This is a genomic window from Streptomyces sp. NPDC007875 (assembly GCF_042868035.1).
In the GTDB taxonomy this organism is placed as follows: domain Bacteria; phylum Actinomycetota; class Actinomycetes; order Streptomycetales; family Streptomycetaceae; genus Streptomyces; species Streptomyces antimycoticus.
Genome location: NZ_JBIADZ010000008.1, coordinates 92,540 through 104,647 on the forward strand (window position 1 = coordinate 92,540; position 12,108 = coordinate 104,647).

The 12,108-nt window shown below is 69.2% G+C and carries 14 protein-coding genes; 9 read left to right on the forward strand and 5 right to left on the reverse strand.

The annotated features are described in order from the left end of the window. The first annotated feature begins 132 nt into the window (after positions 1-132). Both ACFYOY_RS18400 and ACFYOY_RS18405 read left to right on the forward strand, forming a co-directional pair. On the forward strand, positions 133-1,065 hold the full coding sequence (locus ACFYOY_RS18400) for a hypothetical protein (protein ID WP_351886179.1): 933 nt from the start codon (positions 133-135) through the stop codon (positions 1,063-1,065). 173 nt (positions 1,066-1,238) lie between these two features. After that, positions 1,239-2,003 (forward strand): sulfite exporter TauE/SafE family protein, encoded by a 765-nt coding sequence (locus tag ACFYOY_RS18405; RefSeq protein WP_351886176.1) that lies wholly within the window; start codon positions 1,239-1,241, stop codon positions 2,001-2,003. An 11-nt stretch (positions 2,004-2,014) separates the two neighbouring features. Here the strand turns inward: ACFYOY_RS18405 and ACFYOY_RS18410 are convergent, their stop codons facing one another. From ACFYOY_RS18410 to ACFYOY_RS18420, 3 genes are read right to left on the reverse strand one after another with little or no spacing between them, the layout of a single operon-like run. Next, positions 2,015-2,737: a type 1 glutamine amidotransferase gene (locus ACFYOY_RS18410; protein ID WP_351886173.1), complete on the reverse strand. Its 723-nt coding sequence runs from the start codon at positions 2,735-2,737 to the stop codon at positions 2,015-2,017. Further along, a complete protein-coding gene (locus ACFYOY_RS18415; RefSeq protein WP_351886170.1) occupies positions 2,734-2,940 on the reverse strand; it encodes a DUF397 domain-containing protein in 207 nt (68 codons plus the stop codon). Before ACFYOY_RS18415 ends, ACFYOY_RS18410 begins: the two co-directional genes overlap by 4 nt. 28 nt (positions 2,941-2,968) lie before the next feature. Beyond that, complete coding sequence (locus ACFYOY_RS18420) at positions 2,969-3,643, reverse strand: helix-turn-helix transcriptional regulator (RefSeq protein WP_351886167.1); 675 nt, start codon at positions 3,641-3,643, stop codon at positions 2,969-2,971. A 153-nt stretch (positions 3,644-3,796) separates the two neighbouring features. Here ACFYOY_RS18420 and ACFYOY_RS18425 point away from each other — a divergent pair, with 153 nt between their 5' ends. Both ACFYOY_RS18425 and ACFYOY_RS18430 read left to right on the forward strand, forming a co-directional pair. Continuing rightward, positions 3,797-3,955, forward strand: coding sequence for a hypothetical protein (locus ACFYOY_RS18425; protein ID WP_351886164.1), 159 nt, complete (start codon positions 3,797-3,799; stop codon positions 3,953-3,955). A 170-nt stretch (positions 3,956-4,125) separates the two neighbouring features. Next, positions 4,126-5,700 (forward strand): FG-GAP repeat domain-containing protein, encoded by a 1,575-nt coding sequence (locus tag ACFYOY_RS18430; RefSeq protein WP_388588059.1) that lies wholly within the window; start codon positions 4,126-4,128, stop codon positions 5,698-5,700. Positions 5,701-5,704: 4 nt separating this feature from the next. Here the strand turns inward: ACFYOY_RS18430 and ACFYOY_RS18435 are convergent, their stop codons facing one another. After that, positions 5,705-6,079: a substrate-binding domain-containing protein gene (locus ACFYOY_RS18435; protein ID WP_388588062.1), complete on the reverse strand. Its 375-nt coding sequence runs from the start codon at positions 6,077-6,079 to the stop codon at positions 5,705-5,707. Positions 6,080-6,341: 262 nt separating this feature from the next. Here ACFYOY_RS18435 and ACFYOY_RS18440 point away from each other — a divergent pair, with 262 nt between their 5' ends. The 5 genes from ACFYOY_RS18440 to ACFYOY_RS18460 all read left to right on the forward strand — a co-directional run bounded on the left by ACFYOY_RS18440 (position 6,342) and on the right by ACFYOY_RS18460 (position 10,436). After that, positions 6,342-7,205, forward strand: a complete 864-nt coding sequence (locus ACFYOY_RS18440; protein ID WP_351886159.1) for a 3-hydroxyacyl-CoA dehydrogenase family protein — start codon at positions 6,342-6,344, stop codon at positions 7,203-7,205. 2 nt (positions 7,206-7,207) lie between these two features. After that, positions 7,208-7,480 carry an acyl carrier protein gene (locus tag ACFYOY_RS18445; protein WP_351886380.1) on the forward strand — a complete coding sequence of 91 codons (273 nt, stop codon included), beginning with the start codon at positions 7,208-7,210 and terminating at the stop codon, positions 7,478-7,480. Further along, positions 7,473-8,582: an acyl-CoA dehydrogenase family protein gene (locus ACFYOY_RS18450; protein WP_351886156.1), complete on the forward strand. Its 1,110-nt coding sequence runs from the start codon at positions 7,473-7,475 to the stop codon at positions 8,580-8,582. Before ACFYOY_RS18445 ends, ACFYOY_RS18450 begins: the two co-directional genes overlap by 8 nt. A 27-nt stretch (positions 8,583-8,609) precedes the next feature. After that, on the forward strand, positions 8,610-9,686 hold the full coding sequence (locus ACFYOY_RS18455) for an HAD-IIIC family phosphatase (protein ID WP_351886153.1): 1,077 nt from the start codon (positions 8,610-8,612) through the stop codon (positions 9,684-9,686). Positions 9,687-9,758: 72 nt separating this feature from the next. Beyond that, on the forward strand, positions 9,759-10,436 hold the full coding sequence (locus tag ACFYOY_RS18460) for a class I SAM-dependent methyltransferase (protein WP_351886150.1): 678 nt from the start codon (positions 9,759-9,761) through the stop codon (positions 10,434-10,436). A 117-nt stretch (positions 10,437-10,553) separates the two neighbouring features. Here the strand turns inward: ACFYOY_RS18460 and ACFYOY_RS18465 are convergent, their stop codons facing one another. Continuing rightward, positions 10,554-11,846, reverse strand: a complete 1,293-nt coding sequence (locus tag ACFYOY_RS18465) for a carboxymuconolactone decarboxylase family protein (RefSeq protein ID WP_351886146.1) — start codon at positions 11,844-11,846, stop codon at positions 10,554-10,556. Positions 11,847-12,108 lie beyond the last annotated feature (262 nt).

Below are 12,108 nucleotides of genomic sequence, written 5' to 3' on the forward strand. Positions count from 1 at the left end.
GCCGCCTCAGGCCCGCGCGAGATACTTCACGATGGCGATGTCAGAGCCGGGGATTACGTTCACCGCATGTCAGACGCATCCGTGTTGCTGAGGAGCGAAATACCTTCCTCCTCCCTGATCATTGACCTTGCGGTGGTCGAGGTGGGCGGCGGTCCGCTGGTGGTCTGCGCCGACGGCGAGGATGCCGTGTGGACCTGGGACCCGCAGCGGGACCTGTGGCAGAAGCGGCCATTGACATACGCCTTTGCCGAAGATCCGCTCGCCGTCGAGTACCCCGACGCCGGCAACGAGCTGAGCTCGCTGGCCGCGGCCGTTTCCGGCAGCCGCGTGCTGCTGGCGGCTGGTGGTCATGAGCAGGGCTCCGCCCTGTGGGATGTGGAGAGCGGTGAACTGCTCCGGGGGGCGATGTATGGCGAGCCCTACGTCGGGTCCATGGCCACCGTGAAGGGGGAGGGGCCACCGCGGTTCGTGACGGGTTCGGATGCCGGGGTCCTGGTGTGGGGGCTGTCTGCCGAGGAGCCCCCGGTGGAGCTACCGGACAGCGAGATCCACGGCATCCGCACGGTCGCCACCGCACAGATCAATGGCCGTTCGTTGGTCGTGGCGGGCGGTAGCGACGTGGGCGTGTGGGATCTGGCGCGGGACGAGCAACTGGCTTCGTTTTACCCTGATGACGGCAGTATCGAAGCGGTTGCTGTGTCCCAGATCGCCGATCGTCCGATCGTGGTGGCGGCGGCGGATCTGGGACAGGTTTACGTATGGGGACTGTCGGAGGACGAGGGCGATGAGCCGATCTACGATCCGATCGTCGGTCACGAGGGCGGTATCTCCGCCATGGACACCGCCACGGTCGGCGACCGGTTCCTCGCGGTGACCGGGGGTGCGGACGGGACCGTACGCATGTGGGACCTGGCCGAGGGCGCGGGAGTCGGTGCCCCGCTGACCGGCCATCGGGGTGGCGTCGCGGTAGTGCGGACCACCATGCTCGGCGGCCGCGAAGTCGCCTTGAGCGCGGGCCTGGACGGCGTGATCCGCGTCTGGGACCTGGCCGCCTTGGTGTCGTAATGGTCGGCGGCCAGGGCCTCGAGGTCGAGACGTACCGCAATGGCCATGCGCGCCCGAGGGGACCCGCGCCCGCGCCGGTCGGCGTCACGCCCGACACCCAGCCGCTCCAGGGCTGGGTGCGCTGAGGTCCCTGCCTGCGGTGGGTGCACGCTGGCCTGGAATCATCCGGTGGCATGTACACCGTTACCCTCTGGGAGTTCGCCGCGCTCGCGGCGGCATCCATACTCGTCGGCTTCTCGAAGACCGCCGTCAGCGGCGCCAATACCGTCAGCCTTGCGATCTTCGCGGCGGTGCTTCCGGCCCGGGAGTCGACCGGTGTGCTGCTGCCCCTGCTGATCGTCGGCGATCTGCTCGCGGTGCGCACCTATCGGCGGCACGCGCACTGGGGGACCCTGGTGCGGCTGTTCCCGGCGGTCGCGGCCGGGGTGGTGGTGGGCACGGCGTTCTTGGTCTGGGCCGGGGACGCGGAGGTGCGCACATCCATCGGGGCGATCCTGCTGCTCATGGCCGGGGTCACGGTGTGGCGGCGGCGCGCGGCGGCCCGGGCGGCGGCCCCCGCGACGTCCGACGCGGACGGGGCGGGCGCCCGGCTCAAGGCCGGTTCGTACGGTGTGCTCGGCGGCTTCACCACGATGGTGGCCAACGCGGGCGGCCCCGTGATGTCGCTCTACCTGCTCTCCGCCGGCTTCCGGAAGCTGGGCTTCCTGGGCACCTCGGCCTGGTTCTTCCTGATCGTGAACGTCGCCAAGGTGCCCTTCAGCGTCGGCCTCGGCCTCATCGACGGCCGCTCCCTGCTCCTGGACGCGCTGCTCGCGCTCTTCGTCCTGCCCGGTGCGTACATCGGTAAGGCGTGCGTGGACCGGATCAATCAGCGGCTCTTCGAGCGGCTGGTCATCGGGGCCACGGTGCTGGGCGGTCTTCAGTTGCTGCTGCGCTGAGCCCCACGGACTTACGAGGCCCGGGTCGGCGATGCGTCCGCGGCCCGGCGGACCACATCGGCGAAGTTCGCCGCCAGTCGCCGCGCCGTACGCATGGACTCCGGCTCGACCCGCTCGGCCTCGGCCCGGAGCGCGCGCAGGTCCAGGCCCGCGTCGGCCAGGGCGGCTTCGTCCCAGCCGTCGAGGCGGTCTGCCCCCGCCTCCGGATGAAACTGCACGCCCCAGGCCCGCTCGCCCATCCGGAACGCCTGCACCGGACAGGCGTCGCTCGAGGCGAGCCAGACGGCGCCGGAGGGAAGCGCGGTGATCTGGTCACGATGGTTCTGAATGGCCCGGAACTCACGCGGTACCCCGGCGAACAGCGCGTCGGTGTCGGCTTCCGGCCTCAACCGGACAGCACAGGAGCCCCGTTCGGGCCGACCGTGATCGCCGAGCACTGTCCCGCCCGCCGCGACGGCGAGCACCTGGGCCCCCAGGCAGATACCCAGCAACGGGACGCCCTCGGCGAGGGCACGCCGGGTGAGCTCCCGTTCGGCCGGTAGCCAGGGCGCGTAGGCGTCGGCATCCGGCAGGAAGCCACCACCGAGCAGGACCACCGCGTCGAAACCCTCCGGGGACGCGGGGGCCGACGCGCCGTCGGTTTCGACCACCGTCAGCCCCATCTCCGCCCACCACGGCCGGAACCGCCCCGGACCACTGCGCTCCGCGTTGCGGACGACGAGGAGGCGGCTCACATCCCTGCCTTCTTCAGGCTCGCTATGAAGGCGCTCCACGAGCCGTTGGGGAATATGAGGGTGGGGCCGTCGGGGTTCTTGGAGTCGCGTACGGGGACGATGCCGGCGAGGTTGTCGGCGACCTCGACGCATTCGCCGCCCCCGTTGCTGCTGTAGCTGCTCTTGTGCCACGAAGCGGTTCTCAGGTCTGGGGCGGTTCCCATGAGGTCCAGTCCTTCATCACGGCTCGGATCATCGCCTCGGAGTCGAGGGGCGAGAGGGCCATGGCCCTGAGCAGATCGTAGTTCTTCCGACGCTCCGGGACCCGGCCCACGTCCTCGATGAAAGTCCCGAAGCGGCTGCCTCTTCATAGGCCAGCAACGGCTCGTTCGGCAACGTGTAGAGCAGCAAGGAACCGCCCGCCTCCACGTGCTGGCCCGCCCTGAACGGCAGCACCTGAATGGTTACGTATGGCTGTGTCCCGCGCTCAAGGAGGGACACCAACTGGCGGCGCATCACCTCGGGTCCGCCCGCCGCGCGGCGCAATGCCGCCTCGTCCACGATGAACCAACAGTGCGGTGGCCGTGGTTCGGCCAGCCGCGCCTGTCGAGCGATGCGGGCGTTCGCCCACGCCTCGATTTCCGCGTCAGGGGCGAACCGATTGCCGATGCGCAGCGACGCCTTCGCGAGTTCGGGAGTCTGGAGCAGGCCAGGGATGGTTGCGCACGCGTCCAACTTGGCCGGAAGGTCGTCGTACGGCAGGGACTCCGCCGCCTCGATCCGCGCCAGATGCGATTTGCTGTAGTTCAGTACCTCGGACAGCCGCCGCAGCGACATGTCCGCCTTCTCGCGGTGACGGCGGATCTCCGCGCCGAAGAGGTCGCGGGCGGAGCGGTCGGGAAACAGTTCGCGTGGCTGGAACGGCATCGTGCATCCCCTCTTGTCCCGCGATCTTGGCTGGGACGTGTCGCCTTTTTCCAGCCTGCGCGCCGGAACGCAACGGTATGTGCACACAACGTAATTGGCCGACCGGAAAGACAGGTCAACGTGTTCTCACACACCGAATCCACCGCTCCACGCATGACGATGCGCGTCTACCGCGTCTCGCCGGATGGCGCGGTCGTGACGCAGGAGCTCGGCAGGGTGGTCGTCGTGGTCAAGGACAAGCTCGAACCCTTGCGATCCAGCCAGTTCCCGCCCTGCCGCTGCCCGCGCCACCGCGGCCGTGCGGACCCGTGACCCCGGTGAACACCCGCCACATGGGGGTGCCGACGCGGTCCGCGACGACGTGCGTGCGCGGGCTACGGTGCTGAAGTCGGGGATCCGCTCGCAACCGGGTGTCCAAAACCGTTGGGTACCGTCGAGAGGTGCTTGATCACATAGACGTCGAAGATGATGAGCAGGGAACTGTGCGGAAACGGGGCGGCAAACGCCGGTGGGTGATCGCGGGCGGTGCGGCTGTCGTCGCGGTCGTCGTCGCGGTCGGAGTGGTTCTGGCTCAGTCCGGGCCCCAGGGCATCGCCGCACCCCACACCTGCCACACTGCGGCTCACGGAACCGCGCCCTCCAGCGCCCCGGCGAAGGGCGCCCCGGCGAAGGGCGCCCCGGCGAAGGGCGGACAGGCACCGGCCGGTACCGCGCCCGCCGCTGACTTCGACGGTGACGGCCACCCCGACCTGGCCATGGGAGCACTGGGCGACGTAGACAAGGGCAGCGGCGGCGGCAGCATCGCGGTGGCCTACGGATCGGGCGACGGGACCGGTCTCGCCCGCTGCCAGTACCTCACGCAGAACGACGCCGGGATACCGGGGGAGGCCCGGGACGAGGCGTTCTTCGGGACCGATGTGGTGGCCCGAGACTTCGACGGGGACGGGTACACCGACCTCGCCACCGCCGTCTTCGACTGGAAACCGAGCGTGATCATCTTGTGGGGTTCCCCGGACGGGCTGAAGAGCGCTGTCCGGGTGCCGGGGACGGACGGCAGCCACGTCTCCTGGGCGCTGGACCCGATCCTGGAGGAGCAACTCGTCGCTGGTGACTTCGACGGGGACGGGCATGCCGATCTGGTCTTCGGGCTCGGTTCCAACAAGGGCCTGCTCAAGGGGCCTTTCAAACGCGACGGAACCCCGGTGGGCACCGGCCCGGTGTCCGCACCGCGCCGGCCCGCAAAAGACATCGACACCGCGAACTACCGCGGCCTCGTCGCCGGGGACCTGGACGGTGACGGTGCCGACGAGTTGATGGCCTTCCACCACGACAAGCCCCTCGGCACAGCCCGGTTCGAGGAGCGCTGGCCGGTCAGTTACTTCCACGCCCGCCGCGGCGGCCTCGCCCAACCAGATGACATCGACCTCCCCGACGCGGCGGCCGGGGCGGTCGGCGACGTGGACGGCGACGGCGTCGCGGACCTCGTGCTCAGTCCCCGGCGCGGCAAGGCGAGCCATAGCTCGGTGACCGTCGTGTACGGCTCCAAGGCCGGGCCGGGGGAGGGAAAACGGTCGACGACCATCGACCGCGACACCCCGGGCGTACCCGGCGAGGAACCTCAGGACGAGGACGCCGCCTTCACCTCCCTGGACACCGGTGACGTCAACGGTGACGGCTACGCGGACGTGGTGGCCGGCTCACCCCGGAGCGAGGAGTACGCGAAGACGGGCCCGGAACAGGTGCTGCTCCTGCTGGGCGGTCCAAACGGCCTGACCGGTGAGGGAGCCCGAGTCATCGATGCGGGCGACATCGGCGGCAAGAAGAGCGCGCGGGCCACGTTCGGGATGTCGGTGCGTCTCGTCGACATGGACGGCGACCACCGGGCCGACCTGACGGTGGCCGCGCCGGGCGACGACAAGATTCGCAGCTCCGCATGGCTGTTGCCCGGCACGGACCAGGGGCTGTCGACCGGCGGTGTCACCCGGCTGTACGGCGACAGTTTCGAGCGGACCGGGAAGCTGGACCTCTATATGGGAGGCGGCGGGATCGCCCGCTAGTCCTCTAATCCCTGGGTGCAGGGCCGCTGCTGCGGCGTACGACCAGCTCCGTAGGGATGGTCACGCGCACCCCCGGCTCGGGGGTGCGCTCCAGATGGTCCAGCATCAGGGTCATGCAGCGGCGACCGATCTCCGCGAAGTCCGTACGGACCGTGGTCAGCGGCGGGAGCAGATGCTCGGCCTCGGGGATGTCGTCGTAGCAGACCACGCTGACGTCCTCGGGCACCCGGCGCCCCGCCTCGTGCAGGGCGCGCAGCACGCCCACCGCCATCTGGTCGTTGGAGACGAGCACCGCCGACGTCGGGGTCATCAGCGATTCCGCGGCCCGGCGCCGCCGGACGGGCTGGGGCCCGCCCGTTTGCTCCTCCGGTTCGCCCATGCGGATGCGGTTCCTCCTCGTACTCCTACGTCTGGGTACTCCCACGTCTTGTACGTCTCGCCGCATCCCGGCACAACTCGTCATCAACTAGTGGACAGATGCCGAGGTGGCGGTGGTTTCGCCCCATCGACATCGGCCGCGCACTCCTAGTATTTTTACCTGAAAGTGCCATAGAGACAGGGGCCTGCCGTTCCTGTTGGCATTCACTTGTTGTGCGCTCTACGGAGGGCGCACTCATCTGAGTGACGATTGGAGGCAGGGGATGGCGGGTTCCGCATCGGACACGATCGCTGTCGTCGGCGCCGGGGTAATGGGACGCAACATCACCGCACTCGCGCTGGGCCGTGGGGTCGATGTCGTGCTGGTCGATGTCTCGGGTGACGTGCTGGAGAGCGCCCGAGCGGAAATCGCCCAACTGGTGCGGCACGGGCAGTTCATGGGCGCCTTCCCCGCCTCCCAGGCCACCGGGACACTGACCACGACGCTCTCCAGCGGCGATGTCGCGGACGCCGATGTGGTGATCGAGGCCATCACCGAGGACGCCGCGCTCAAGGCGCGGGTCATGGCGGACCTCTCCGGCACGGTCCCCGCCGGGATTCCGCTGATCACCAACACCTCGGGAATTCCCATCGCCGAACTGGCGAAGTCGGTGCGGCGGCCCGCCGAACTGGCCGGGGTGCACTTCATGAATCCGTCCTATCTCATCGAGATGGTGGAAGTGGTGCGCGGCCCGCAGACCGGCGAGGACGCCATGGCCGCGATCCTGTCCCTGCTGGACCGGCTGGGGAGGAAGACCGTCGTCGTGCGTGACGCGCCCGGGTTCGTCACCAGCAGGCTGCTGCACCCCATGATCAATGAAGCGGCACGCATCGTGGCCGAGGGCACCGCGAGTGTCGAGGACGTGGACCAGCTCATGCACGGCTGCCTCGGGCATCCGACCGGCCCGCTGCGCACCGCCGACCTGATCGGACTCGACAATCTTGCGGACGCTCTTCGGCTGCTTGCCGAGCGGACCGGAAATTCCACCTTCGAGCCCTGTGAACTTCTGATGGAGAAGGTGCGCCGCGGTGATCTGGGGCGTAAGACAGGGCGCGGGTTCTACAACTATGGAGAGGTGCTTTCGTGAGTATGGACCAGGCAGTCACCGCCGAGGCGACCGAGCAGGCGATCACGGCGTTCGTCTCGGAGCGGGTGAAGGCGGAGGTCCCCGCCGACCAGGACCTCTTCGGGTCCGGGCTGGTGTCGTCGATGTTCGCGATGGAGCTCGTGGTCCATCTGGAACAGGCCTTCTCCGTGCAGATCCTGGGGGACGACCTCAAGCGGGACAACTTCCGCACCATCGAGGCCATGACCGCGCTGGTGGTGCGGTTGCACGGCGCCGAGAAGCCCGCCGATGACTGAGCCGCTCGCCGGCGCCCGTGACCTCGTCGACGACCTCGTCGGCGACCGGGCCGCCGAGTGGGACCGGACCGGTCTGATACCCGACGACGTACTGCGCACGCTGTCCGCTCGCGGCCTGCTGTGCGCCGGGGTGCCGGAGGCGTCCGGCGGACTCGGCGCGAGCAGCGCGGCGAACGGCGAGTTCACCGCGTTCGTGGGCAGCCGGTGCAGCTCCCTGCGGAGCGTGATGACCTCGCAGGGCATGGCCGCGTGGACCATTCAGCGCCTGGGCAGCGCGCAACAGCACGCCGAGTACCTGCCGAAACTGGCCGGGGGTCAGCTCGCCGCCGTCGCGTTCAGCGAGCCGGAGGCGGGCAGCGATCTGTCGGCGATGACCACGACCATCGAGCGGGACGACGACACCGTCATCGTCCGTGGCCAGAAGGTCTGGACGACCGCGGCCCACTACGCCGACATGATCGTTGTCGTCGGCCGCTACGGCTCCGGGGCGGCCGCCGTCGTGGTGCCCGCCTCGGCTCCGGGCGTCACCGTGACCAGGGTGGCGCAGCCGTCCGGCTGCCGGGCCGCGGGCCACGCGGATGTGCGGCTCGACGAGGTGCGGCTGCCCGCCACCGCCGTGCTCGGCGGCGGACAGCCCCTGATGCTCCTGGTGACCACCGCGCTGGCGTACGGGCGGATCTCGGTCGCCTGGGGCTGTGTCGGCATCCTCCGGGCCTGTCTCGACGCCGCCCGGGGGCATGCCCGCACCCGGACGCAGTTCGGAAAGCGGCTCGCGGAGCACCAGCTCGTCGCCCGACACCTGGCGAATCTGCTGACCTCCGAGCAGATCGCCACCCGGGTGTGTGAACACGCCAGCCGGTGCTGGGACGAGGGCTCTCCCGAGATGGTCGTCGCCACCGTCCTCGCCAAGCAGGTGAGCGCCGTCCAGGCCGCGCAGGGCGCCGCCACGGCGGTGCAGGTCCTGGGCTCGGCGGCGGCACACGAGGGCCATGTGGTCGAGCGCGCGTACCGCGACGCGAAGCTCATGGAACTCATCGAGGGCAGTACGGAGATCTGTCAGCTGATCCTCGCCGACCACGCCGTGTCGATGCCCTCGACATGAGTCGGCGAACCGAGACAAGGAAGAGCCGTGGCCGAACAGACCTCGATCGTGAAGTGTCTGGTGTGGGACCTCGACAACACCCTGTGGCGGGGCACGTTGCTGGAGGACGGGACGGTGACGCTCCCCGCCCCGGTCAGAGAACTCATCGCCGAACTGGACAGCCGCGGCATCCTGCAGTCGGTGGCCAGCAAGAACGACCACGACCTGGCCTGGAAGCAGCTCGAGGCGCTGGGCGTCGCCGAGTACTTCGTGCTGCCGCGCATCGGCTGGGGTCCGAAGTCCGATTCGGTGCGGGAGATCGCCACCGAACTCAACTTCGCGCTCGGCACGATCGCCTTCATCGACGACCAGCCGACGGAGCGGGCGGAGGTCCAGTTCCATCTGCCCGAGGTCCGCTGCTATGACGCCGAGCAGTTGTCCGAGCTCTCCGCGCTGCCGGAGTTCAACCCGGCGACGGTGACCGTGGACGCGCGCCGCCGTCGCCAGATGTACCAGGCCGGATTCCAGCGGAAGGCGGCCGAGGCGGAGTTCCAGGGGCCGAGCGAAGACTTCCTGCGCTCGCTGGAACTGGTGATGCGCATCGGACGCGCGACCGAGGAGGAGCTCTCCCGGGTGGAGGAGCTGACGCTGCGCACCAGCCAGATGAACGCCACCGGTGTGCACTACTCCATCACCGATCTGCGGGCGCTGCTGGCCGATCCACGCCATGAGGTGCTGGTGACCACGCTCACCGACCGGTTCGGACCGCATGGCGCGGTCGGTCTCCAACTGCTGGAGAAGCACGACGGCGTCTGGCATCTCAAGCTGCTGGCCACGTCGTGCCGTGTGGTGTCGTTCGGCGCCGGTTCGGTCATCCTCCGCTGGCTCGGCGACCAGGCCGCCCGGGCGGGGGTCCATCTGGCCGCCGACTTCCGGCAGACCGAGCGCAACCGGATGATGGAGATCGCCTACCGCTTCGCCGGTTTCACCGACGAGCCGTGCGACTGCCGGGCCGAACTGCCCGCGCCCGCACAGGAGGACATCCAGCGGCTGCATCTGTCCCCGGTGCCGTCCGACCCGCCGCCCACGATGGAGCTGCACGCCGTCAGCCTCCAGGGCGTCTGAGCCCTCGCCGGCCGGGAGGCAGCACCTCCCGGCCGGTTCCGATGCGAGAAGACCAGAGAAGATGGATGACGCATGGCGAACCAGGTAGGTCTCCCGGCCGCGCTCTCGGAGTACATCCGGGAGTTCTCCCTGCGGGAGGACGAGGTCCTGCGGCAGCTTCGCGAGACGACGGCGGAGCTTCCCGCGGGCACCGCGATGCAGGTCATGCCCGAGGAGGGCCAGCTGCTGACGCTGCTGGCCGGACTCACCCCGGCGAAAAGGATCCTGGAGATCGGCACGTTCACCGGGTACAGCACCCTGTGCCTGGCCCGTGCGCTCGCGCCCGGCGGACAGCTCGTCACCTGTGACATCACCGACCGCTGGGCAAGCATCGGCGCCGACTACTGGGCCAGGGCGGGCGTCGAGGGGCGGATCGACCTGCGCGTCGGTGACGCGGCCGACACCCTCAAGACGATCCTCGCGGAGGAGGGCCCCGGCACGTTCGACTTCGTGTTCATCGACGCCGACAAGCAGGGCTACCCGCACTACTACGAGATGGCGCTGACGCTCCTCGGCGACCGCGGCCTGATCGTGGTCGACAACACCCTGTTCTTCGGCAAGGTCGTGGACCCCGAGGCGCAGGACGTCGACACCGCCGGTATCCGCGCGTTCAACAAGCTGGTCCACGACGATCCGCGGGTGGAGATGTCGCTGGTCCCCATGGCGGACGGCATCACACTGATCCGCAAGACGCGCCCCGCGGGTGAGTGAACGGGCCCGCGGGTGAGTGGACCGGCCGATGGGTGACTGAACGGGCCGATGGGTGAAGGAAGGCGGGCCGGGGCGTCGGCCCCGGCCCGCCTCGGCCGTCCGCGGGGGCTTCCCCGCTCAGGTGACCACCCGCGGTATGTACGCCGCGTGGGACCCGTCGGAGAAGCGGCGCAGTTCGACGCCGTACACCTCGGCGGGGCGGAGCTGCTGGCCGAGGAACGAGATGACCCGGTTGAATTCGGGCGGGAATTGACTGGCCACAATGACCATACGGAGCCTGCCCAGGGCCAGATTCCCCTCGATCGTGCGCAGGAACGAGCCCTGGTCGATCGGATAGCCCATCTCCGCCAGCAAACCGTCCGCGGTGGTGTCCTGCAATTGCGCGGTGTACTCGAGCGAGCGCTGCAGTATGTGGAGCGGCCAGTGCCGGGCCCCGCTGCCCGCGTAGTCGAGGATTTTGGACAGCGCGCTGTGGGCGTTCCAGGTGTCGTGCGGTTCCACCACTTCGGCGAGAATCGGGACACCCGTGGAATCGGCGAACAGATGGGTGGCGCTGAAGGAGTAGCCGTCCGTGTCCGGCATGATGTCCGAGGAGTTCCTGCGGATCAGCAGGAGCGGCGAGCCGGTCTCGCGGGACTGCGCGGCCGTGGACATCAGGTCCGGATAGCGGACGAGGATCTCATGAAGTGGCGGCTCGGGATGGGCCGCCGAGGGCGTGAGCTGCGAGAGCCCGGTGTCGTTCTGCAACACGATGCGCCGGTTCCATGTCTCGGCGCCCGATCCCGGAAGCGACTCGCGCGGGCGGGCATGCCTGCCGGAGGTGAGCTGCCCCGGGTCCACCGGCAGCAGCGCCGGACGCTCCATCCAGCTGTCGACCGGGACCAGGCAGGAATTCAGGATGAACGCCAGGGTCTTGTACGTTCCGGCGAGGGCCAGCAGTTCGAGGATCTGCTCCTCGCTGTACTGCTCGGCGAGCTGCTTCCAGGTGCTGTCCGATATCGCCGACTTGGTGTGGAGCTCGTCGACCGCCGTGAGCAGGGCGGCCTCGAAGGGCGTCCAGCCGGTGGCGTCCTCCGAGGCGGCTCGGGCGATCTCCGTCTCGGTCAGCCCGACGAAGAGCCCCGCGGCATGGTGATGCGCCCAGACGTACGACGCCTGTGAACGCCACGCCGTCCGCAGGATGATGAGCTCGCGCTCGCGCGGCGGGAGGATGTCGCCCGCCACATGAGACATCAGCGGCTGCATCGCGGGCAGCAGCGTCGGGTGGTTGGCGATGGTCCGGTGGACGTTCGGCGGCGGCCGGTCCGCGAGGATCCCGTTCAATGACCGGCTGACCTCCTGGAGGTAGACCTGGCCGGCCGGTGTGACGGCGAAGTCGTCCGCGTCCTGCGGATCGATCCTGGGCCGCATTTCCTCACCCTCGCGCTTGTGTTGTCACGTCGGCGTCCCGACGGACGCGCTGTCGGCTGTCGGGCAGCGGGCAGCTTGACGTTCGGCAGCTCTTTTCGGCCGACCCCGCCCAACGATAGGCGATGGCATGGGTTTTCAAACACCGGAGGTCTAGGTGAATTCCCAGCAACCTTCGCATGCGTTGGCATGCATCTACGAGAGGGGAAACAGGCGACGAATAGCCCCAAAGGGAGAGTGGCGCCACGCGGGGGGAGGCTCAGGG